Source organism: Micromonospora sp. NPDC047793 (genome assembly GCF_040642635.1).
GTDB lineage: Bacteria > Actinomycetota > Actinomycetes > Mycobacteriales > Micromonosporaceae > Micromonospora.
Map to the genome: position 1 here is coordinate 42,435 of NZ_JBEYSG010000014.1, position 20,729 is coordinate 63,163.

Below are 20,729 nucleotides of genomic sequence, written 5' to 3' on the forward strand. Positions count from 1 at the left end.
CTACCTCTCCCACCGGACGAAGTCCTGCGGTCCCGGTGCCGCGCCCGTGCCGAGCCGTCGCCAGCCGGACAGGTCGGCGGCCAGCACGTCACCGGTGGCACCGGGCGGCACCGAGGTGCCCCGCCGCCAGCGTCCGCCGGGCAGGTCCGGCAAGGAGGCGTCCGGTCCGAGGTGGACGGTGTCGGCCAGCGGCAGCGCGGGGTCCGGCAGCCGGTCGGCGGGGTGGAACTCCGCCGGACCGCCGAACCAGGCGAGCACGGTGGCACCGCCGGGGGCGCTCATCCTGGTCCGGACCGCGCCGGCCGGAATGAAGGTCAGGTCGCCCCGGCGGTAGGTGGCGTCGCCGAGCAGCAGCTCGCCGTCGAGCACCACGAACTCCTCGTCGACCAGGTATCCGCCGGGCACGTCGCGGGCGAACCCGGCCGGGAAGTGGCCGTGCACCACGAACGCGCCCGACCGGGAGGCGAGTCGGGTGAGGTGGAAGCCGAGGTTCGCGCCGGGCATCGGCACCTCCCGCCACGGATGGTGGGCGGCGGTCAGGTCGACCTGCTCGGGCCGGGGCGCCCGGCCACGACCGACGGCGGCCCCGGCGGGGCCGGTGCCGCTCATTCGACACCCGCCCGGTCGGCCAGGGCCAGCGTGCGGTGGGCCGAGCGCAGCACCGCCGCGTCGACGAGTCGACCCGACTCGTCGAGGACCACTCCGCTGCCGGCGGCGGTGGCCCGGTCGAGCAGGGCGATGACGGCACGGGCCGCCTGCACCTCCGCCACCGTCGGGGTGTGGACCTCGTGCACCACCGGGATCTGGCGGGGGTGGATGCAGGCACGGCCGGCGAAGCCCTGCCGGCGCAGCCGACGCGTCGAGTCGGCCAACGCCACCGGGTCGGCGGTGATCGTGGACACCGGCCCGACCGGCGGATGCAGGCCGGCGGCGGCGCTGGCCACCACCACCTGGCTGCGGATCGGGGCCAGTTCGGCGTCGTCGGCACCGGGTTCGAGGCCGAGTTCGCCCGCGAGGTCGACCTCGCCGATCTGGAGCTGGTAGACCCGCGCCTGCCGGGCCAGGGCGGGGACGTCGAGCAGGGCGGCGGCAGTCTCCACCAGCGGCATCAGCAGGGTGTCGTGGTCACCGGCGGCGGCGAGCAGTTCGGCCGCGGCGGCCACGTCGGCCGAGGTGTCCACCTTGGCCAGCACCACTCCGGTCAGGGCCGGCGCTCCGGCGAGTGCCCGCAGGTCCGCCTCGGCGAGGGGACCGGAGTTGACGCGTACCCAGATCGGCAGGTCGGTCGGGCGGCCGGCGAGCCAGGCCGTCACGGCGTCGCGGGCGGCGGCCTTGCCGGCCATCGGCACCGCGTCCTCCAGGTCGACGATGAGCGCGTCGGCTCCCCGCTCCGGCGCCTTGGCCAGCTTGTCGGCGGCGTTGCCGGGCACGTACAGGTAGGAGCGGGGTGGAGGGGGCACACCCATCAGATCGTCACCTCGCCCCGCACCAGGGCCTTGGCGACGACGGTACGCAGCACGTCGTTGGTGCCCTCGCCGATGCTCATCAGGATCGCGTCCCGATAGAGCCGCTCGACCTCGAACTCGGTGGAGTAGCCGTACCCGCCGTGGATCTTCATCGCCTCGATCGCGGCCTCCAGGGCCACCTCCGAGCAGAAGATCTTCGCCATGCCGGTCTGCGCGTCGGCGCGTCCCCGGCGGACCGCATCGGCCGACCAGTACGCCATCAGCCGGGCTGCCTGGACCTGGGTGGCGATGGTGGCGAGCTGGAGCTGGACGGCCTGGAAGTCGGCGATGTGCCTACCGAACGCCTTGCGCTGGCCGGCGTAGCCGAGCGCCTCCTCGTGGGCGCGCTGGGCGATGCCGACCGACCGGGCGGCGATGTTGACCCGGCCCCACTCCAGGGCGGAGAGCGCCTGCTTGAGTCCGGTGCCCTCGACTCCGCCGAGCAGCCGATCGGCGGGCACCCGTACGTCGTCGAGCAGCACCTCGCAGGACTCGGTGCCCTTGTAGCCGAGCTTCGGGATGTCCCGGGTGACGGTGAAGCCGGGCAGGTCGGCGTCGACCAGGAGGACGCTCATGCCCCGGTGCGCCGGCACGGCCGTCGGATCGGTCTTCACCAGCACCGGCAGCGGGTCGGCGTACCGGGCGTTGGTGATCCACATCTTGGTGCCGTTGACCACGTAGTGGTCGCCGTCGCGGCGGGCGGTGGTGCGGATGCCCTGGAGGTCGGTGCCGGCGTCCGGCTCGGTCAGCCCGATGCCGGTGCGGCGCTCACCGGTCGCCAACCCCGGCAGGTACGTCTGCTTCTGCTCCTCGGTGCCGTGCATGGCGATCATGCGGCAGGCCAGCGAGTGGCTGCCGAGGATGCCGGCCACACCCATCCAGCCGCGCGAGATCTCCTCGAAAACCAGGGCGAACGACACCGGGTCGAGATCGAGGCCGCCGTACGACTCGGGGACGGTGATGCCGAACAGCCCCATGTCAGCCATTCCCCGCACGATCTCCGTCGGGTAGCGGCCGGTCTGTTCCCACTCCCGCGCCACCGGGATGATCTCCCGGTTCACGAAGGAACGCAGCAACTGCTGGAACTCGCGTTGCTCCTCGGTGAGGGTGAAGTCCATCGGTGCCTCCTGGGGGTGACGTCAGCGGGGTGCGCGGCGGAAGATCGGCAGGGCGCGGCCGTCGGGCAGGTCGACCCAGTCGACCCGGACCCGGTCGCCGATCCGCCAGCCGTCGAGGTCGTCCGGGCCGTCGGCGACGAGCCGGGTGAGCAGCAGCGGGCCCTCGGCGAGCCGGACCCGGGCGACGGTGTACGGCGCGGCCAGGTCCCGCCGGGGCGGACGGTGCACATGCGTGTACGTGTCGACCTGCCCGTCGCCGCCGGTCTCGGTGAAGCCCAGACCGGTGGTCGCCCCGCAGCGGGTGCAGACCGCGCGGGGCGGAAGCTGGCGGTGCCCGCAGCCGGTGCATTCCTGCACCACCAGACGATGCTCGCGGGTCGCCTGCCACCAGCCCTCGGTGAGGTCGTCGGCGGGCGGCACCTCGGGTGGCGGGTTCATCAGCGCACCCCCAGCACGACGGTGGCGTGGGTGGACAGGATCGCGCCGGTGCCGTGCGCGACCGCGATCCGGGCGTCCGGCACCTGCCGGGCACCGGCCTCACCGCGCAGCTGGCGTACCGCCTCCACCAGCAGCAGCACCCCGAACTGGCCCGGGTGGCAGTAGGACAGGCCGCCGCCGGAGGTGTCCAGCGGCAGGGCACCGCCCGGCCGGATCCGGCCGTCGGCGATGAAGTCGAGCACTTCGCCCTCACCGCAGAAGCCGAGCGCCTCCACGCTCAGCGCGGCGGTGATCGTGAACGAGTCGTACACCTGCACCACGTCCACGTCGGCCGGGGTGATCCCGGCGCGCGCGTACGCCTCGGCGGCGGCCTGCCGGGCCCCGGTGTCGAGGATGTCGTCGGCGCCGGTCATCGAGGCGGTGGTGGAGCGTTCCCCGTAGCCGAGCACCGCGACCGGGGTCTGCCGCAGGTCGCGGGCCCGTTCGGCACTGGTCAGCACGATCGCACCGCCGCCGTCGGTGACGAGGCAGCAGTCCGCGACGGTCAACGGGGTGGAGACCATCGGCGCGGCGCGGACCTCGTCGACGGTCAGCGGGGGCGCGTCGTGGCGGTACGCGGCCGGGTTGAGCCGGGCCCACTCGCGCGCCGCGACGGCGATCTCGGCGAGCTGCTCCGGGGTGCCGCCGTACCGGTGCAGGTACGCCTGCGCCGCCATCGCGTAGTACGAGATCGGGTAGAGCGGCGCGTACGGTGTCTCGAACTGCGCCTCCGGGGTGTGCTGCTCGACCACCCCGGCGAGGCTGCGGGAACGCGCGGACCGCTGGTTGGACGCGAAGCTGACCACCACGACGTCGGCCTGACCGGCGCCGATCGCCTGCACCGCGCGGGCGACCATCATCTCCGCCGCGCTGCCGCCGACGAAGCTGGCGTCGACCCAGCGGGGACGTACTCCGAGATGTTCGGCCAGCGAGGTGGTGGAGAAGCGGGAGATGCCGGTGGTGGCGAGCCCGTCGACGTCCGCGAGCGCCAGTCCGGCGTCGGCGAGGGCCCGGGTGATCGCCTGCGTCTGCAACGTCAGCGTGCTGGCGGTGGTGACGCCGAGGTCGGACTCGGCGGCGCCGACGACGGCCACCGACGCACGGTCGCGCCCGGTCACGTCGTCCCCTCCGGCACGGGTACGGCAGCCGACGCGCCCGGCCCGTCGGCGGTGCCGAGCAGCACGGTCGCCCGGGCCGGCCGGGCCGCCGGACGCTCGGGGCCGTAGTCGCTGGCGAGGATGGTGGCGGCCAGCTCGACCTCGATCCGGTCGTCGGCGACTCCGACCACGGTGCCGGTGCACCGCACCGTCTCCCCGGCGAACATCAGGTTGCGGAAGGTGAAGGAGAGCTGCCGCACGAAGCATGCCGGGCCGAAGGTGTCCTGGATCAGCTCCACGAAGAGAGCGCCGAAGACCTGCCCGTCGACCACCGGGCCGGGCACCCGGGCGGCGGCCACGAACTCCGGGTCGTAGTGCAGGCGGTACCAGTCCCAGGTGGCACCGGCGTAGGCCACCATGTCGACCAGGTCGATGGTGCGGCGCAGTTCCGGCAGGGTGTCGCCGACCCGGGGGCTCATCCGGCCTCACCGTCCAACGCGACCAGGATGATCGTCTCCTCGTTGACGGCGAGCAGGTCGCCGTCCTGGTTGGTGTAGGTGGCCCGGGAACCGACGATCAACATGTCCTTGCCGTCGCGGGTGCGCTTCTCGGTCAGGTCGTGGATCTCCCACGTCGCGGTGATCACGTCGGACGGCCGGACCCTCCGGTGGAAGGTGTACGCGTTGCCGCCGCGAACCTGCCGGGTGCCCGGCACGTTCAGGTGCCAGGAGTGCCCGGCGTAGCCGTCCCGGTCCATCGGCAGACCGGTGTACTGCCCGGTCTCGCAGATCAGCGTCGGCGGCGCGGTCACCCCGGGCAGCCCCTGCGCGCGGGCGTACGCGCCGTCCCGGTAGATCGGGTTGTCGTCGCCGATCGCCTGGGCGAAGTAGCGGCAGGCGGCGGCACCGAGGGCTTCCGGCGCGGTGTACACCCGGCGGCTGCCCAGCAGCGCCCGCACCTCGTCGGTCAGCAGGCTCATCGGCTCCCCCCGGCGTTCTCGGCAGGCTCGGTGGGCTCGGGGTAGACGGCGGTCGGGAAGACCTCCAGCAGGAACTCCGGGCGCAGCAGCGCGGCGCAGACCGCCCCGGTCGACGCCGGCCAGGGCGGGCCGAGCAGCCGCTCGCGTACCCCGGCCACGGCCCGGTAGTCGCCGATCGCCGACGCCACGCAGTACTCGGTGGTCTCCACCAGGTCCTGCGGGCCCAGCCCGGCGTGCTCCAGCAGGTGCCGGATCGCGCCGTAGGTCACCTCGGCCTGCGCGCCGATGTCGTCGGGGTGCAACGCCTGCTGGGTCTGCATGTCCAGGGCGGCGAACCCGGACATGTACAACGTCCGGCCGGCGCGTACCCCGGGCGCGTAGGTCAGCGAGTCGTAGCGCGACCAGCCCGGGTTGACCAGTTCGAGTGGGTGCCGCGAGGCGGTGACGTCGATGGCCACCAGCACGTCGGGGTGGTGCAGCCGACTCATCAGGATGCCGCCGGCCCCTGGATAGACACCGGCGCCGCCGAGGCGTTCGCGGCGGACCCGGTGGGTCTTGCGGTACACGTCACGGGTCGCCGGAGTGGAGTAGTCGTAGGTGGTGACGGCGGCGTCCAGGGAGAGCCCGACGGCGGTCAGCAGGTCCTGTGCCCGGTCCAGGCAGTACGCGTACTGGCTGACGAAGTCGCCGGGGTGGACCACCTCACCGGAGGCGTCCAGCGGCAGCATGGTCGGCAGGTAGACCGCGCCGTCGTGGCCGTCGCGCACCGGCGAGGGCACCCAGGTCCCGGCGGCGCGGGGTTCGCTGGCCGCGAGCGTCTGCCCGCCACCGGCCACCGCGTGCAGCTCCACCTCGATCAGCGCGGCCCGGCGTACCAACCGCTCCACCACCACGGTGCGGACCACCGGCTGGTGGTCGCCGAAGACCTCGGCGCGGACGGCCGCCGCGACGGCGTACTCGTCGAGGCCGGCGACGGTGATGTTCTCGGTGACGCGGGTGACGTCGGCCGGACCGTGCCCGGCGGCCTCCAGGATGGCCAGCACCTTCCGGTACGCGGTGCGGGCCTGACTGGCCATGTCACCGCCGACGGTCATCCGACCCAACGCGGGGTCGAGCGCGGCGGCGGTGTGGCCTGAGGTCCAGGCCGCGTCACCGTCGGCCAGGCCGAGGCAGAAGGTGAACCCGTCGTAGGGGAACCAGGGGAAGTGGGCGGGGCGGATCGCGGACAGCGGCACGTGGGTCTCCCGGGTCAGTCACCGGCGGCGGCCAGAGCCGCCACGATCGGGTCGAGGCTGTCGAGGTCGTCGAGGCGGCGCACCAGGTCGACGACGGGCGTACCGACGTCACCGGCGTTGCCGAGGAACTTGGCGGTCAACTCGTCGTCGCCGAGTGGGGCGTCCGGCCCACCGCCGCTGCGGGGCACCGTGCCGCGTACGGTCGTGCCGTCGGCGAGGGTGAGCACGACGGCGCCGGGGGCGTCAGCGGCGTGCCCACCGGTGTCGACGATCCGCCAGCGCACCCGGTCGGCGAGGGCCGCCACGTCGGCGCGGGCGATCGAGTCGGGTCGGTAGCTGGCGGTCGTCAGGTCACCGTCGAGCAGCGTCGCGGCGACACTCCACGGCAGCGAGAACTTCGCCGCGTACGGGGTGGCCGGTCGGGCCAGGTCCCGGCCGGGTCCGCAGACGGTGGGTGCCGAGTCGGGATGCACGTCGACATCGACGCGGGTGACGGCGGCCGGGTCGGCGGGGAATCCGGGTTGCCGACGGGCGTCCCGGGCGGCGTCGATCGCGGCGTGGGAGAGCTGGCAGGCCGGATAGGGCTTGATGCCGATCCGGGTGGTCTCCCAGCGGGTGCCGAGCCTGTCCACGATCGACGCGGGTTCCACCGGACCGGCGGCCAGGGCGTCGAAGACGCCGTGCGGGCCGTCGAGGACGTTCGCCGGCCCGGAGGCACCGGCGGCGGCGAGCCGGGCGGCGAGCACCCCGGCGTGTGAGGCGAAGCCGGGGTGCAGTTGCTTGGTCGACGCACCGGTGTGCAGGAAGGCGAGCAGGCCACCGGCCTGGCTGCCGGCGATGCCGAGGGCGTCGGTGGCCCGGGCCGCATCGAGACCTAGCAGCCGCGCGGTGACCAGCGCGGACGAGAAGACCCCGGCGACCATGGTGGCGTGCAGGCCACGGGAGTGGAAGCCGTGCGGGGCGGCGGCGGCCACCCGGCACACCGTCTCGTAGCCGACCACGGCGGCGGTGAGCACCTGCCGACCGGTGGCGCCCACCTGCTCGCCGACGGCGAACGCGGCGGGCAGCACCACGGCGGTGGCGTGCACCAGACCGGCGGCGTGCGTGTCGTCGAAGTCCAACGCGTGCACCAGGGCACCGCTGGCCAGCGCGGCGGCCGGGGCACCGATCCGGGCACGGCCGCCGAGCGGCGTGGCCTCCGCCGGGCCGCCGAGGTCACGGGCGACCACCAGCACCGGATCGACCACGCCCGCGCGCCGCCCGGCCAGTGCGGTGCCCAGGCCGTCGAGCAGGTGTCGCCGCGCGGCGTGCCGCACCGGCTCCGGCAGCTCGACGGTGCCGGTCGCCCACTCGGCCAGGTCGGACGCGATCATCGGCTGGCCGCCTCCGTGCCGGGATCGGCGGTACGCGGCGGCGGGCCGTCGCTGGTCGCGCCACCGTCGCCGTCCGGTCCGAACGCGCCCGCCTCGGCGAGGACGGCAACCGCCTGCGGGTCGAGGCCGAGCAGCTCACCGGTGACGGTGGCGAAGTCCTCATTGCGCAGCGGAGCCCGCCGGTACGCGGGCGGCTCGTCGCCGACCCGGACGGGGCTGGCGAGCTGCTGCACGGTGCCGAAGCGGGGATGGTCGGTGGTGACGATCAGGTCGCGGGCCGCGGTGTGCTCCTCGGTCAGCGCGGCGCCCACGTCGTTGATCGGGCCGCACGGGATCGCGGCGGCGTACAGCTCGGGCAGCCACTCGTCGACGGTCCGTTGCCGGAAGATGTCCGCCAGCGCGGCGAGCAACTCCTCGCGGTTCTCCCGCCGGGCACCGAAGTTCGCGTACGGCGACCCGTCTTCGGCCCACTCCGGGTGGCCGACGAGCGTGGCCAGCCGGGCCCAGAACTTCTCCTTGGCGCAGCCGACCACCATCCAGCCGTCCTTGGCCTCGAAGACCTGGAAGGGCACCAGGGACGGGTGGGCCGAGTGATGGGTGCGCACCGGCGCGAACCCGGCGTTGAGGTGCCAGGTGGCCGGGTAGGTGAGCAGCGAGATCGCGGTGTCGTAGAGGCTGACGTCGCAGTCCATGCCGACGCCGTCGCGGCGTGCGGCGTGCACCCCGGCAAGCAGCGAGATCGCCGCGACGAACCCGCCGGAGAAGTCGACCAGCGACAGCCCGGACTTGGTCGGCGGGCCGTCGGGCTCGCCGGTCAGCTCCATCCAGCCGGCCAGTCCCTGGAGGATGTAGTCGTAGCCGGGCTCGGCGTGGCGGGGCCCGGTCATCCCGAAGCCGGTCAGCGAGACACAGACGATCCGGGGGTTGAGGTGCTTGAGGTCGTCGTAGCGGATGCGCATCTTCGCCGGTACGTCGCCACGCAGGTTGGAGTAGACCACGTCGGAGACGGCGACCAGTTTCTCGAACACCTCCCGGCCGGCGTCGGTGCTCAGGTCCAACGAGAGACTGCGCTTGTTGCGGTTGAACGTCTCGAAGAAGAGCGAGTCCTCGTCCTGCGCGTACGGCGGGACGTACCGGCCCACGTCGCCACCGGCGCGCGGGTCCTCGATCTTGATGACCTCGGCACCGAGGTCGGCAAGGTGCACGGTGCCGAACGGTCCGGCGCCGTACTGCTCGATCGCGATGATGCGGATGTCGGCCAGGGGTCTCATGTGGCGGCTCCGGTCATCTCGGCGATCAGGGCGATGATCTCGTCCTGGGCGGCTCGGGTGTCGGCGGCCGGCAGCCCGTGGGTGGGCGGGCTCAGCTTGACCGAGTCGGCGATCCCGTCGTACGCGGTGATCCGGTCGGCGACGTCGGCGCGGGTCCCGGTCAGGGTGAGCGCGTCGACCATCCGGTCACTGACGGCATCGGCGAGGTAGTCGGCACCGGCTCCGGCCCGGAACGCGTCGACGACCTGCTGCTGGTCGTCGGCGAGGTCGTGGAAGGCGAAGAAGTCGGCGTAGGTGCGGACGGTGGCGTAGAAGCCGACCAGGCCGGCGGCGCGGCGACGGGCCACCTGGCGGTCGTCGGCGATCGAGCAGCACGCCGAGACGACGATGTCGAGGTCGGCCCGGGTCCGGCTGTCGGCGCGGTCGATGCCGACCGTCAGGTCGGGCAGGATCTGCTCGGCGAGGTAGCGGGGCGAGCAGAGTTCGTGGCTGATCCACCCGTCACCGATCTCACCGGCCAGGCGGGTCATCAGCGGTCCCATCGCGGCCAGGTAGACCGGGATCGCCTCGGCCGGCACCGCGAAGGGGCGCTCGTAGCCCCGGATCCGCATCGGCTCGTACTCGCCGTCGAGCAGCATCGGCTCGCCACTGGTGCAGTGCCGCCAGAAGTGCCGGATGTTGCGGACGCTCTCCCGCATGTGCGGCACGGGCTTGCCGAACACCACGTTGTGCCAGTCCTCGTTGAGACGCTTGACGCCCGAGCCGAGGCCCAGCACGAACCGTCCACCGGAGAGTTCGTCCAGGTCGAGCGCCTCCAGAGCGGTGATCATCGGGCTGCGGGTGAAGGCGAGCGCGATGCACGTGCCGATCCGGGCGGTCTCGGTGGCGGCGGCCAGCGCCGCGGCCGTGCCGGTGGCACTACGGTGCAGCTCGGAGACCCAGAGCACCTCGGCGCCGGCCCGCTCGGCCCGCCGGCCGGCGTCGGCCACCTCGGCGAGCGTCTCGCCCCACGGCTGGTACGTCAGACGCAGCGTCATGCGCCCGCCCCGTCCGGAAGGGACAGTGGCGTGGCGGCGACCGGGAAGATCCCCTCGACCTGTTCGGCGCCTCGCTTGTAGACGTAGAAGGTGCGTTTGAAGGCGCACACCTGCTTGCCGTCCTGGTTGAGCGTGCGGGTGCGGACGGTGACGATGCCGGCGTGCGGCCGGGAGCCCGACTCGCGCTTCTCCAGCACCAGGGACTCGCTGTAGAGCGTGTCTCCGGCGAACACCGGGTGCGGCAGGCTGATGTCGTCCCAGCCCAGGTTGGCGAAGGCGTTCTGGGTGAGGTCGGTGACGCTCTGCCCGACCGCGATGGCCAGCGTCAGGGTCGAGACGACGAGCGGTCTGCCGAACTCGGACCGGGCGGCGTACTCGGCGTTGAAGTGCATCTGACTGGTGTTCATCGTCAGCAGGGTGAACCAGGTGTTGTCGGTCTCGGTGACGGTGCGCCCGAGCGGGTGCTGGTAGACGTCACCGACCTGGAAGTCCTCGAAGAAACGTCCGGTCCATCCTTGGCGCACCGTCATCGGTCGATCCTTTCGACAGCCCTGAACTGCCGCTAGTTTATTTGTCTGACTTTTTACGTGTCAAGGCTCCGTAAGCGATCTGGACTGCAAATACAGGCACACGAAAAGGCGCCTGTCGCCGTTCGACAGGACGCCTTGATGAAACCTCAGAACTTTAGGGTGACTTTCCTTTCACCGCTGCTCGTACGCCCGCCGCACCGTGCCGAGATGGGCCCGCATCGCCTCGCGCGCACCGGCCTCGTCCCGGGCCTGCACGTACCCGCAGATCTCGGTGTGCTCGGCGTCGATCTGGCTCCAGTACTCCGCCGGCATGTCCCGATCCGCCGTCCGCGCCTGCAACACCCGGAACACCGGCTCGACCATCACCCCGAGCAGTTGGTTGCCGGTCGCCTCGACCAGCACCCCGTGGAACGTCACGTGCTCCCGGAACTTGCGGCCCCGGGCGCGGGTCAGCTTCTCCCGCTCCACCGCCTGGCGCATCAACGTCAGATGCTCGTCGGCGTGGCGCAGCGCGGCCAGCCCCGCAGCCGGCACCTCCAGGCTCTCCCGCGCCTCCAGCAGATTGTCCAGCGTGATGTCGCGCGCCCCGGACATCAGCCCGAGACTCATCTCCAGATACTCGCTGACCTGGTCGAACTGGACCCGCGCCACGAACGTCCCGCCGGTGGTGCCCCGGGTGGTCCGGATCAGGTCCTTGGAGGCCAGCACCCGCAGCGCCTCCCGGATCGTGCTCCGGCTGACCCCGAAGATCTCGGACAGCTCGATCTCGGTGGGCAGCCGGTCACCCGCCGTCAACGAACCGTCCAGGATCCGCTCCCGGAGCTGGTCGGCCACCTGCTGGTAGGCCGGGCGCACCCGGGTGACCCCGAGCACCTCGGGACCCTTGCGGCCACCCGGGATCACCTGCTCCGGCCGGGCAGTCTGGGCCCCCGTCACGTCCTTGGCCATGGTCACTCCGGCTCCGCATCCCCTCGGCCCCGCACTCTGAGGGGCGGCTTCGTCGCGAACAACCACGGTAGGGCATCCGATGCTCGGCGCAGCGTCACCCATGGCCGACTCCGGTACCTCAAAAGTCCGCGCCCGTGGCGCCCGCCGACGCCGACGCCGTGGCCAGCTCGCCGACCAGGGCACGAGTCGCCGCCCGCTCCTGCGGCGTGCCGTAGAGCTGTGCCGCGAACGTCGTCGCCCCGGCCGCCTCGTACCGGCCGATCTCCGCCCGCACCTCGGCGGCGTCGCCGACAATCGCCATCTGGTTGGCCCGCGCGAAACCCTCCCGGTCGAGCATCGCACGGTACGACGGCTTGTCGTCGTACCAGCCGAGCACCGGGTCGATGGCGGCACGGACGCGACCGGGATCGTCGGTCACGCAGACCGCCGCGGTCACCACCACCTCGGGCGTCGGTCGACCCGCCCCGTCCGCCGCCGCGGTGATCGTCGGCACGGTCAGCTCCGCGAGCGTACGCGGACCGACCATCCAGGTCACCGTGCCGGAAGCCAGTTCGCCGGTGAGTTCCAGCATCTTCGGACCGAGCGCGGAGACCATCACCGTCGGCACCGGCGGGTCCCCGGCGATGGTCAGGTCACCCCGGGCGGTGACCACCTCGCCGGAGAACCGGACCCGCTGCGTCAACGCCCCGTTGAGCGCCGTCAGGTACTCCCGCATGTACCGGGCCGGGCGGGCGTACGACATGCCCCAGCAGGGCTCTACCACCTGCGGATGCGACGGGCCGACGCCGAGCACCAGCCGCCCGCCGATCAGCATGTTGGTGGTGAGCGCCTGCTGGGCCAGCGCCATCGCGTGGCGCGGGTACACCGGCACCACGGCGGTCCCGATCCGCAGCCGCGACAGACCGCGCCCGACCGCCCCGATGACGGTCAACGCGTCGTGCCCGAACCCCTGGGTCAGCCAGACACTGGCGATCCCGTCGGCCTCCGCACCGTGCAGCAGCTCCTCGATCTCGTCGATCTCCTCGATGTGGCTGAAGATCCCGTACTCCATCAACGGCCTCCCCCGTCACCGTGCCGGAACTCCCGCATCGTCGCTCCCCGGTGCTGCGCCGAGGCGTCCGACCGGGCCAGCATCGCCAGCCCGAACGCCTCGGCGGCGCCCCGCTGCGCCTGCACCGCCGTCCAGACCGTCTCCACGGTGGTGGTCAACACGTCGAGCGGGTGCCGGGCGATGTCCGCGGCGATCGCCAACGCCCGCCCGGTCAGCTCCTCCGCCGAGGTCACCTCGGTGACCAGACCGAGTTCGTGCGCCCGGCGGGCGTCGATCCGGTAGCTGCGCCCGGTGAGCACCATGCGCATCACCTCGCCGAGCGGCAACCGACTCAACGCGCCCACCGCCTCGACCGGGTTCGCCAGACCGACGTCGTGGTGGGTGTCGAAGAACGTGGCGTGCGCGGCGCAGAGCACCACGTCCGCGTCGTTGACGAAGTGCCAGCCGCCGGCACAGCAGTGCCCGTTCACCGCGGCCACCACCGGCTTGAACACCCCCATGTCGCGGGCGGTCAACGCGACCCGCCCGGCGTGGTCCAGCGACGGGCTGGTGACCTCGGCGTCGAGGGTGTCGTCGACGTCGAAGCCGGTGCAGAAGCCGCGCTCGCCGGCACCGGTGACCACGGCCGCGTGCAGCCCGTCGTCGGCCCCGAACGCCTGCCAGGTCCGACGCAGCTCGTCGACCATCGTCCGGTCGTACGCGTTGAGCCGGTGCGGCCGGTCCAGGGTGACCAGCAGCACCCGGTCGTGGCGGGCCAGACCGAGCGTGGTGGTCCGGGGCAGTCCGCTCATGCCGGTCCGCCCGCGTCGGCCGCCGGCAACGGGCTCAGCAGGTACGACCGGGTCATCCGCAGCACCGTCTCGTCGCGCTGGTTGCGGACGTCGTCGTGGACCGCGCCGACGTACATACGGCCGCCCCGGGTCGGTTCGAAGCGGGACACCTCGATCCGTACCCGCAGCGTGTCCCCGACGTACACCGGAGCCAGGTAGCGGATCTCGTCGATGCCGAGCGCGGCGTGACAGTCCACCCCGGCGGCGTTCCAGGCGGCGTACATCGTGGTGGAGGTGAGCCCGGCGGCGATCGCGATCAGGCACGGACCGCCGAGGATCGGGCGACCGAAGCCGGTCCGGCGCATGTACTCGACATCGGTGTGCAGCGGCCCGTTCTCCCACGAGACATTGACGATCGCGGCGAAGTCGCCGTCGGTCAGGGTCCGGGCCGGGGTCAGCAGTACCGCGCCGGCCGCGAACGCGGTCGGCAGCCGGGGGGTCAGCGGCGGACCGGCCACGGGCGCGCTCATCGCGCCGCCTGCGGGCCGGCCAGCCGCGTGTGCTCCTCGCCGACCACCAGACCACCGTCGTCGGTGCTGACCATCGAGGAGATGATCTCGTGGGTCAGCTCACGGCTGACGTCGAAGAGGCGGGGGTCGTCGTAGCTGCGCGGCAGCGGCACCTCCACCTTGACCACCCGGCGGATCGTCGACGGTCGGTTGGACATCAGCACCACCCGGTCGGAGAGCACGGCGGCCTCGAACACGTTGTGCGTGACGAAGACGAACGCCTTGCTCTCCTCCTGGCTCCGCAGCTCCAGCAGGAGCTGGCGCAGACTACGGGCGGTGAACTCGTCCAACCCGCTGAACGGCTCGTCCATCAGCATCACCGGCGCGTCCAGCACGAACGCGCGGGCCAGTGCGGTGCGCTGCTGCATGCCGCCGGAGATCTGGTGCGGGTAGTGGTTCTCGAACCCGGCCAACCCCACCCGGCGCAGCACCGGCAGCACCCGGTCGGCCCACTGGGACCGGTCCACCCCGGTGGCCTTGAGGGCGAACTCGACGTTCTGCCGCACCGTCTTCCAGGGCAGCAGCCTCGGCTCCTGGAACACGTAGCTGAAGTGCACCCCGGGCGCCCGAGTACGGATCTCGGCGGTGCCGGTGAAGTCCGTGTCCAGCCCACTGAGCATGTTCAGCACCGTGGACTTGCCGCACCCGGAGGGACCGACCAGTGCGACGAACTCCCCGTCGGCGATGGTGAGGTCCATCCCGTCGATGACCGTGGTGAAGCCGTGCCGGGTGTGGAAGCCCTTCACCAGGTCCTTGATGACGATCCGGTCGTCGGTGCTCATCGGGCTCCCTCCGGACGCCAGCGGAACAGCTTCGCCTCGATCGGCTTGAACACGGCCAGTTCGAGCACCACCATCAGGATCGAGAAGAACAGCGTGAGCGCGAAGACCTGCTCCATCCGGAACAGCTGGAACCAGTAGTTCAACCGGTAGCCGATGCCGTCGGTACGCCCGAGCAACTCGGCGATCACCACGACCTTCCAGACGATGCCGAACCCGAAGCGGGCCGACGCCATCACCGCCGGCAGCACCTGCGGCAGGGTCACCTCCCGGGTCCGCAGGCCGCGCGAGGCCTTGAGGGTCCGGGCCATCTGACCGAGCCGGGGATCGATCGCCTTCACCCCGGTCCACATGTTGATCGCGATGATCGGGAACGAGGTCAGCGTGATCGCCACGACGGTGGCGGTGTCGTTGAGCCCGAACATGATGAACGCGACGATCACCCAACAGAGGCTCGGGATGGTCTGGCCGACGGCGATCCAGATGTCCAGGAGGCCCTCGGCGATCCGGGACAGACCCATCACCAGACCGACGAGCACACCGAGCACCATCGACGCGGCGAACCCGATGAGGATCCGGACCATGGTGACCTGGAGGTCGGTCCAGAAGGTCTGCTCCTGCATGCTGTCGGCCAGCGCGGAGGCGGTCGTGCCCGGGGTGGGCAGGATGCGCTCACCGACGACGAGTGAGCCCAGCCACCAGATGACGAGCAGGATGAACACGGAGGCCACCCGCAGCACGATGCCGTTGCGGAGGAAACGGCGGGGGCCGCCGGGCCCACCGCCGTGTCCCGGCGGCGCGCCACGGTCGGCCGTACCGGCCGTCACGGCCGCCGGCTGGGTGGTTTCGGACAGGGTCATCGGTGCCTCTCCTCATGCCGGGCTGGTGGTCAGGCGAAGAGCCCGTCGGGCACCTTGGGCAGGAACTCGGGCTCGCCGTTCTCGCTGAGGAAGGTGAGCAACTGCGCCGCCTGCTGCTTCTCGGCGTCACCCCACTGCTCCACCAACCGGCCGCGCTGGCTGTTCCAGATCACGTCCAGCACCGCCTGGTCGTCGATGTTGTAGAGCTCGCGCAGCGCGGCGTCCCACAACGACTGGTCGTTGTTGAACCTGGTCTGGTACCGCAGGTTGACGTCGACGAACGCCTGCACCGCCTCCCGGTTCTTCTCGATGAACTCGCTGGCGAAGTCCCAGCCGGCGGTGAACGCCTTGAGCCCGGTGGCCTCCTCCAGCAGAACGCCGAGGTCGCCGAGGGAGCGGTACTTCCCGCTGGCCAGTTCGGGTGCGCCGGCCGGGTCGATCACCAGGGCCATGTCCACGTCGCCCTGCCCGAGCAGTTCGGCCATCAGGTTCGGCGCGCCGTACTGCACCTGACAGTCGGTGGTCGGGTTGAACCCGTGCTTCTCGCGGCAGAGCGCGAAGAACTGGTTCGTCGACGAGCCGATCGCACTGCCGAAGAGGCCGAGCTTGCGGCCCTTGAGATCGGCGATGGACTGGATGCCGCTGTCCGCGCGGACCAGGATCCCGTTGGTGGTGCGCTGAAGGGCGAAGACCACCTTGCGGTCCACCCCGGTGGCGACCAGGTTGGCGGTGGAGGGGATGCCACCCAGGCCGCCGTCGACCTGACCGGCCCGGTAGGCGGTGTAGACGGCCGCCGACTCCGCGTACTCCTCGTACCTGATGTCGAGGCCGGCCTCCTCGAACGCACCCTCCTTGAGGGCGAGCTTGAAGGCCGCGAGAGCGGAGGCGGGGATGCCGGCGAGCCGGATGGTGGTCCGTCCGTCGTTCGAGCTGGAATCGGCGTCGTCGCTGCCGCAGGCGGTCAGCAGGGCGCTGCCGACGAGGGCACCCCCGAGACCGGTGAGCAGACGACGGCGGGAGAGGGCGGCACCGGGGCTATTGAGGTGGGACACGATGGCCTCCTGATGGCGAAGTCCGCACGGCCCGACGTGAAAGCCCGGGGGCCGCATCTACACCTGATTACGGCGACCATAACGGTCCCCAAGCAGGCAGTCTATAAAAAGTCAGAGTTTTACAGTACTGACATCTTCATCGATCATTTCGACGCTTCTGGACAGCACTTGTCGACCCAGCGAGCCATCTGGGCAGGAGACGCGCGCCGGATTTCGTGGACCGGTACGCGGAACGTCAGACTTTTGGCCTAACGGGTCTGGCTCTGCTCCGGCGGACCGGCGTACTCGTCCCGGATGGTGCGCTTGAGGATCTTGCCGCTCGGATTACGCGGCAACCGGTCCACCAGATGCCACTCCCGGGGGACCTTGTACCGGGCGACGTGCTCCCGCACGTACCCGTCCAGGGCGGTCACGTCCACCTGCCGGCCCGGCCGGCTGACCACGAAGGCGGCGACGCGCTCGCCGTACACCTCGTCCGGCACCCCGACCACCGCGACGTCGTCGACCGGTTCGTGCCGGGCGATGACCTCTTCGATCTCCCGCGGGAAGATGTTCACGCCACCCGCGATGATCATGTCCTTCTTCCGGTCCACGATGGAGATGAAGCCCTCCTCGTCGCGGACCGCCACGTCGCCCACCGAGAAGAACCCGTCGGCGTCGAACCCGGCCCGGGTGGCCTCCTCGTCGTCGAGGTACCCGGTGAGCAGCAACGGCGAGCGGGCGTACAGCTCACCGGGCTCGCCCGGCCCCACCTCGGCGCCGTCCTCGCCGACCAGGCGCACCTCGTTCCAGAACCACGGGTGGCCGACGCTGCCGGCCCGGGCCAGGGCGAACTCCGGCCGCAGGTTGGTCACGATGGAGCACTCGGTCGACCCGTACAACTCGTGCACGGCGACCCCCGGGAACGCCGCGATCACCCACTCCTTGAGCGCCACCGGCAACGCGGCGGCGTTGAAGTAGAGGGTCTTGAGCGCCGACAGGTCGTAGCGGGCCGCCGGGTCCTCGCAGAACCGGCGGATGTGCTGGGCGTGCGTGGGCACCAGAAAGACCGTCTCCGCACGGCTGCTCACCATCAGGTCGAGCAGTCGCTCCGGGTCCCAGGTCGGCAGCACGGTGCAGGAGCCACCGAGCATCGGCGCCGCGTACGCGAACTCGAAGCCGGCGCCGTGGTACATCGGTGCCACCGCGATCGTGCTCTTGTTGGGGCCCAGGCCGTAGTCGAGCCCGACCCCGAAGGCGGTCAGCACCCGCCCCCGGTGGGTCAGCAGCACGCCCTTGGGCCGCCCGGTGGTCCCCGAGGTGTAGGTGATGCAGAACGGGTCCATCTCGTCCACCGGCACCGCCGGGTCCACCGCGCGACCGGCGGCGACGAAGGAGTCGTAGTGCTCACCCACCGTGCCGCCGAAACTGAGCACCAGGTGCAGGTCGTCGACGAGCCCGTCGACCCGGTCGGCCAGCTCGTCCGCCACGATGATCCCCCGGACCGACGCGTGGTCCAGGACGTACGCGTTGTCGCCGACGTTGTTCCGGGGGTTCAGCGGCACCGTCGGAATGCCGGCCTTGGCCATCGCCGCCGAGATCTCGAAGTACTCGAAGCGGTTGTTCGCCAGGACCGCGATCCGCTCACCGGGGCGCAGCCCACGGTCCAGAGTGGCCGAGGCGAGGCGGTTGGACCGCTCGTCCAGCGTGCCGAAGGAGATCTGGCGGTCGCCGTCGACCACCGCCACCCGGTGCGGCGTGGCCCGGCCGAACTCCCGGATACCGGCCGCCATGTTGAGCTGCACACCCCTCACCTGGTGTCCTCCCTTCCTGTCCCGTTCATCAGCATCACGGCCTCGACCTCGGCGACCGGCTCGTCGTCCGCGTCGATCCCGGTCCAGCGGAAGTCCACGACCTGCGTGCCACGGGAGGTGACCCGGCTTGCGACGCGTTCGATCCGCACCCGTAGCGTCGCGCCGGCCTTCACCATCCGGTGGAATCGCACCCGACGCAGTTCCAGCAGTGCGATCGCGTCGTCGAGCAGGCCGGACTGTTCGACCAGGCCACCGAGGAGCAACACGACCGCCTGACCCGGCAGCGGCGGACCGTCGGCGTCACCGCCGGGCACCCGCTGGAACAGCGGGTGGGTGTACCCGCCCCGGCCGATCAGCGTGTCGACCAGGTCCGCGTCGACGACCACCTGCGGGGTCGCGGTCGACTCAGGCGAGGGTGCGGACATCGACGTCCCCCCAGACCGGTGGGCGCTTCTCCACGAACGCGCGATAGCCCTCGGCCACCTCGTCGACCTCCTCGTGCAGCCGGGAGAACATCTCGCGCTCGTAGCGCAGGCCCTCTTCCAGGGTCATCGTGTGCACCGAGTTGAGCAGCCGCTTGGTGATCGCCAGCCCGGGTCGGGACCGGCCGCGCAGCATCGCCAGCAGCTTGCCCACCTCGTCGTCCAGCTCGGTCAGGGGCGCGCTGGCCAGCGCGACCCCCCACTGCACCAGCTCGGGGCCGCGCAGCCAGGTCGGGGTGAGCATCAACGCCTTGGCCCGCTGGTCGCCGAGCTTGCGCGGGGCCCGCTGGCTCGACCCGGCACCCGGCGGCATCCCGAACTCCAGGTGGATGTCGCCGACCCGGGCCTCGTCGGCGGCGATCACGAAGTCGCAGGCGAGGATCAGTTCGAACCCACCGGCTCGCGCCAGCCCGTTGACCCGCGCGATCACCGGTACGCCGAGATGCTCGATCCGGCGCAGCACCGCGTGGTACGACCGCAGGAAGGGCAGGAACGTCCGCTGTGGATCGGCGAAGCACGACTCCAGGAAGTCGATGTCCATCCCGACGCTGAAGGCCCGCTCCCCGGCACCGGTGACCACGACCGCCCGCAGAGCGTGGTCCTGCTCGGCCTCGTCGAGCGCGGCGTCCAGCCCGGCGATCACCGCTGGGGTGAGGCTGTTCATCGAGTCCGGACCGTCCAGCACGATCGTCATGACCTGGTCGTCGGTGGTGTGCCGTACCCGCGTCATGTCCGCTCCCCCACCTTGACGAACAGTTCGACGTCGGTCGCCGCGGTCAGCGCCGGCCCCCGCGCGCCGGCGGGTATGTGCAGCAGCGAGCAGGGGGTGAGCGTCACGCCGTCCACCACGAGGTCGCCCCGGGTGGTGACCAGGAAGCGGTCCCGGGGCACCGGGGTGGGCGCCCCGGTGTAGCCGGCCGGCAGGCGGACCAGGGCGCTACAGGCACCGGTGTCGACGTTCTGGCTCAGCGCCTTGGCGAGCGGCACCGCGTCGTCGGCGGTGGGCACCCCGTCGGACATGGCCGGCAGGCCGAGCACGATGGCGTCCACCCCGGACCACGGTGCGTCCAGCGGTGTCCAGGGCACGAACCGTGACTCGACCCGGCGCTGGTAGCCCCGGGGTCCGATCCCACCGTCAGCGTCGTCGCGCGCCTGTGCGCCGGCCCGGTCGTCCGGGCAGACCACCCGGGAGACCCGACCACTGTGTTCGCTGGCGACCTCCCCCTCCATGCAGAGGATGTTCTCGAAGCCCTCGTCGCTCCACGCCTTGTGCACCCAGCCGGGCGGACGCCAGAAGTAGTCGCCCTCGACCAGCCGCCCCTCGGCGCTCAGCTCGGCGACCCCGGCCAGGAAGTACGACTCCTCGACGCTGTCGTGGTATGCCTCGCTGAGGTCGCGGTAGCCGGGCGAGGCCCGTACGTGGTCGATGCGTCGGGTGCTCTCACGGTCCCGCCACAGCGACCGCATCCAGTACCGGGACAGCAGGTCACGCACCTGCTCCGGATCGCCTCCGAAGTTGTCCCGGAAGGCCGGTTCCATCGAGTCGTACACGTCCTGGCCGTTGACCCACGGCAGCGTCGTGGAGTCGACGATCGTCACTGTCACCTGCGTTCCTCCACCTCTCGCCGGTGTGGGGTGTTCTCCAGGTTCCGAAAGGCATATGTCAGGTGTTAACCGAGAAGATGACGATGGCGCGTCGCGAAGTGCCCCGTCGTTTCCGTCTTGCAACGTCCACCTGAGCAGCTCAGGTGCACACTGTGCAGGCCGAGGACCGGGTCTGGCAAGACCTTGACACTGCTGCTG

General features: G+C 71.6%; 23 protein-coding genes. All 23 read right to left on the reverse strand.

Annotated features, from left to right (window positions below; translation table 11 throughout):
• The 23 genes from ABZ738_RS23830 to ABZ738_RS23940 all read right to left on the reverse strand — a co-directional run bounded on the left by ABZ738_RS23830 (position 1) and on the right by ABZ738_RS23940 (position 20,531).
• On the reverse strand, positions 1–609 hold the full coding sequence (locus ABZ738_RS23830) for a hypothetical protein (RefSeq protein ID WP_131053033.1): 609 nt from the start codon (positions 607–609) through the stop codon (positions 1–3).
• The gene (locus tag ABZ738_RS23835) at positions 606–1,466 is read right to left on the reverse strand and encodes a CoA ester lyase (RefSeq protein ID WP_357216491.1); all 861 of its coding nucleotides are present in this window, start codon (positions 1,464–1,466) and stop codon (positions 606–608) included. Before ABZ738_RS23835 ends, ABZ738_RS23830 begins: the two co-directional genes overlap by 4 nt.
• Positions 1,466–2,623: an acyl-CoA dehydrogenase family protein gene (locus ABZ738_RS23840; protein ID WP_131053035.1), complete on the reverse strand. Its 1,158-nt coding sequence runs from the start codon at positions 2,621–2,623 to the stop codon at positions 1,466–1,468. Before ABZ738_RS23840 ends, ABZ738_RS23835 begins: the two co-directional genes overlap by 1 nt.
• Before the next feature lie 21 nt (positions 2,624–2,644).
• On the reverse strand, positions 2,645–3,061 hold the full coding sequence (locus ABZ738_RS23845) for an OB-fold domain-containing protein (RefSeq protein ID WP_176092772.1): 417 nt from the start codon (positions 3,059–3,061) through the stop codon (positions 2,645–2,647).
• A complete protein-coding gene (locus ABZ738_RS23850; protein ID WP_131053037.1) occupies positions 3,061–4,218 on the reverse strand; it encodes an acetyl-CoA acetyltransferase in 1,158 nt (385 codons plus the stop codon). Before ABZ738_RS23850 ends, ABZ738_RS23845 begins: the two co-directional genes overlap by 1 nt.
• Positions 4,215–4,676: a MaoC/PaaZ C-terminal domain-containing protein gene (locus ABZ738_RS23855; protein WP_357216497.1), complete on the reverse strand. Its 462-nt coding sequence runs from the start codon at positions 4,674–4,676 to the stop codon at positions 4,215–4,217. The genes ABZ738_RS23850 and ABZ738_RS23855 overlap by 4 nt, the downstream gene beginning before the upstream one ends.
• Positions 4,673–5,176, reverse strand: coding sequence for a MaoC family dehydratase N-terminal domain-containing protein (locus ABZ738_RS23860; protein ID WP_131053039.1), 504 nt, complete (start codon positions 5,174–5,176; stop codon positions 4,673–4,675). Before ABZ738_RS23860 ends, ABZ738_RS23855 begins: the two co-directional genes overlap by 4 nt.
• Positions 5,173–6,411: a RidA family protein gene (locus ABZ738_RS23865; protein ID WP_176092769.1), complete on the reverse strand. Its 1,239-nt coding sequence runs from the start codon at positions 6,409–6,411 to the stop codon at positions 5,173–5,175. Before ABZ738_RS23865 ends, ABZ738_RS23860 begins: the two co-directional genes overlap by 4 nt.
• A gap of 14 nt (positions 6,412–6,425) precedes the next feature.
• On the reverse strand, positions 6,426–7,784 hold the full coding sequence (locus ABZ738_RS23870) for an MmgE/PrpD family protein (protein ID WP_131053041.1): 1,359 nt from the start codon (positions 7,782–7,784) through the stop codon (positions 6,426–6,428).
• The gene (locus tag ABZ738_RS23875) at positions 7,781–9,055 is read right to left on the reverse strand and encodes a CoA transferase (RefSeq protein WP_176092767.1); all 1,275 of its coding nucleotides are present in this window, start codon (positions 9,053–9,055) and stop codon (positions 7,781–7,783) included. Before ABZ738_RS23875 ends, ABZ738_RS23870 begins: the two co-directional genes overlap by 4 nt.
• Positions 9,052–10,092 (reverse strand): LLM class flavin-dependent oxidoreductase, encoded by a 1,041-nt coding sequence (locus ABZ738_RS23880; RefSeq protein WP_357216504.1) that lies wholly within the window; start codon positions 10,090–10,092, stop codon positions 9,052–9,054. Before ABZ738_RS23880 ends, ABZ738_RS23875 begins: the two co-directional genes overlap by 4 nt.
• The gene (locus tag ABZ738_RS23885) at positions 10,089–10,622 is read right to left on the reverse strand and encodes a MaoC family dehydratase (protein ID WP_131053043.1); all 534 of its coding nucleotides are present in this window, start codon (positions 10,620–10,622) and stop codon (positions 10,089–10,091) included. The genes ABZ738_RS23880 and ABZ738_RS23885 overlap by 4 nt, the downstream gene beginning before the upstream one ends.
• A gap of 171 nt (positions 10,623–10,793) precedes the next feature.
• A complete protein-coding gene (locus ABZ738_RS23890; protein ID WP_161594953.1) occupies positions 10,794–11,570 on the reverse strand; it encodes an FCD domain-containing protein in 777 nt (258 codons plus the stop codon).
• Positions 11,571–11,688: 118 nt separating this feature from the next.
• The gene (locus ABZ738_RS23895; RefSeq protein WP_357216508.1) at positions 11,689–12,621 is read right to left on the reverse strand and encodes a TIGR03564 family F420-dependent LLM class oxidoreductase; all 933 of its coding nucleotides are present in this window, start codon (positions 12,619–12,621) and stop codon (positions 11,689–11,691) included.
• Positions 12,621–13,412, reverse strand: a complete 792-nt coding sequence (locus tag ABZ738_RS23900) for an enoyl-CoA hydratase/isomerase family protein (protein WP_357216510.1) — start codon at positions 13,410–13,412, stop codon at positions 12,621–12,623. Before ABZ738_RS23900 ends, ABZ738_RS23895 begins: the two co-directional genes overlap by 1 nt.
• Positions 13,409–13,921, reverse strand: coding sequence for a MaoC/PaaZ C-terminal domain-containing protein (locus ABZ738_RS23905; RefSeq protein ID WP_357216513.1), 513 nt, complete (start codon positions 13,919–13,921; stop codon positions 13,409–13,411). The genes ABZ738_RS23900 and ABZ738_RS23905 overlap by 4 nt, the downstream gene beginning before the upstream one ends.
• On the reverse strand, positions 13,918–14,742 hold the full coding sequence (locus ABZ738_RS23910) for an ABC transporter ATP-binding protein (RefSeq protein ID WP_357216516.1): 825 nt from the start codon (positions 14,740–14,742) through the stop codon (positions 13,918–13,920). Before ABZ738_RS23910 ends, ABZ738_RS23905 begins: the two co-directional genes overlap by 4 nt.
• A complete protein-coding gene (locus ABZ738_RS23915; RefSeq protein ID WP_131053536.1) occupies positions 14,739–15,599 on the reverse strand; it encodes an ABC transporter permease in 861 nt (286 codons plus the stop codon). Before ABZ738_RS23915 ends, ABZ738_RS23910 begins: the two co-directional genes overlap by 4 nt.
• A gap of 29 nt (positions 15,600–15,628) precedes the next feature.
• Complete coding sequence (locus ABZ738_RS23920; RefSeq protein WP_161594969.1) at positions 15,629–16,651, reverse strand: ABC transporter substrate-binding protein; 1,023 nt, start codon at positions 16,649–16,651, stop codon at positions 15,629–15,631.
• 248 nt (positions 16,652–16,899) lie between these two features.
• Positions 16,900–18,444: a class I adenylate-forming enzyme family protein gene (locus ABZ738_RS23925; RefSeq protein WP_357216521.1), complete on the reverse strand. Its 1,545-nt coding sequence runs from the start codon at positions 18,442–18,444 to the stop codon at positions 16,900–16,902.
• Positions 18,441–18,869 (reverse strand): MaoC/PaaZ C-terminal domain-containing protein, encoded by a 429-nt coding sequence (locus ABZ738_RS23930; protein ID WP_176092762.1) that lies wholly within the window; start codon positions 18,867–18,869, stop codon positions 18,441–18,443. Before ABZ738_RS23930 ends, ABZ738_RS23925 begins: the two co-directional genes overlap by 4 nt.
• Entirely contained in the window at positions 18,850–19,656 is an 807-nt protein-coding gene (locus ABZ738_RS23935) for an enoyl-CoA hydratase/isomerase family protein (protein ID WP_176092761.1), read from the reverse strand. The genes ABZ738_RS23930 and ABZ738_RS23935 overlap by 20 nt, the downstream gene beginning before the upstream one ends.
• Positions 19,653–20,531, reverse strand: a complete 879-nt coding sequence (locus ABZ738_RS23940; RefSeq protein WP_357216526.1) for a hypothetical protein — start codon at positions 20,529–20,531, stop codon at positions 19,653–19,655. Before ABZ738_RS23940 ends, ABZ738_RS23935 begins: the two co-directional genes overlap by 4 nt.
• Positions 20,532–20,729 lie beyond the last annotated feature (198 nt).

Bases quoted from the DNA above. Each gene is read 5' to 3' on its own strand.
- ABZ738_RS23830 (WP_131053033.1), bottom strand. From the start codon at position 609: ATGAGCGGCACCGGCCCCGCCGGGGCCGCCGTCGGTCGTGGCCGGGCG.
- ABZ738_RS23835 (WP_357216491.1), bottom strand. From the start codon at position 1,466: ATGGGTGTGCCCCCTCCACCCCGCTCCTACCTGTACGTGCCCGGCAAC.
- ABZ738_RS23840 (WP_131053035.1), bottom strand. From the start codon at position 2,623: ATGGACTTCACCCTCACCGAGGAGCAACGCGAGTTCCAGCAGTTGCTG.
- ABZ738_RS23845 (WP_176092772.1), bottom strand. From the start codon at position 3,061: ATGAACCCGCCACCCGAGGTGCCGCCCGCCGACGACCTCACCGAGGGC.
- ABZ738_RS23855 (WP_357216497.1), bottom strand. From the start codon at position 4,676: ATGAGCCCCCGGGTCGGCGACACCCTGCCGGAACTGCGCCGCACCATC.
- ABZ738_RS23860 (WP_131053039.1), bottom strand. From the start codon at position 5,176: ATGAGCCTGCTGACCGACGAGGTGCGGGCGCTGCTGGGCAGCCGCCGG.
- ABZ738_RS23870 (WP_131053041.1), bottom strand. From the start codon at position 7,784: ATGATCGCGTCCGACCTGGCCGAGTGGGCGACCGGCACCGTCGAGCTG.
- ABZ738_RS23875 (WP_176092767.1), bottom strand. From the start codon at position 9,055: ATGAGACCCCTGGCCGACATCCGCATCATCGCGATCGAGCAGTACGGC.
- ABZ738_RS23880 (WP_357216504.1), bottom strand. From the start codon at position 10,092: ATGACGCTGCGTCTGACGTACCAGCCGTGGGGCGAGACGCTCGCCGAG.
- ABZ738_RS23885 (WP_131053043.1), bottom strand. From the start codon at position 10,622: ATGACGGTGCGCCAAGGATGGACCGGACGTTTCTTCGAGGACTTCCAG.
- ABZ738_RS23890 (WP_161594953.1), bottom strand. From the start codon at position 11,570: ATGGCCAAGGACGTGACGGGGGCCCAGACTGCCCGGCCGGAGCAGGTG.
- ABZ738_RS23895 (WP_357216508.1), bottom strand. From the start codon at position 12,621: ATGGAGTACGGGATCTTCAGCCACATCGAGGAGATCGACGAGATCGAG.
- ABZ738_RS23900 (WP_357216510.1), bottom strand. From the start codon at position 13,412: ATGAGCGGACTGCCCCGGACCACCACGCTCGGTCTGGCCCGCCACGAC.
- ABZ738_RS23905 (WP_357216513.1), bottom strand. From the start codon at position 13,921: ATGAGCGCGCCCGTGGCCGGTCCGCCGCTGACCCCCCGGCTGCCGACC.
- ABZ738_RS23910 (WP_357216516.1), bottom strand. From the start codon at position 14,742: ATGAGCACCGACGACCGGATCGTCATCAAGGACCTGGTGAAGGGCTTC.
- ABZ738_RS23915 (WP_131053536.1), bottom strand. From the start codon at position 15,599: ATGACCCTGTCCGAAACCACCCAGCCGGCGGCCGTGACGGCCGGTACG.
- ABZ738_RS23930 (WP_176092762.1), bottom strand. From the start codon at position 18,869: ATGTCCGCACCCTCGCCTGAGTCGACCGCGACCCCGCAGGTGGTCGTC.
- ABZ738_RS23935 (WP_176092761.1), bottom strand. From the start codon at position 19,656: ATGACGCGGGTACGGCACACCACCGACGACCAGGTCATGACGATCGTG.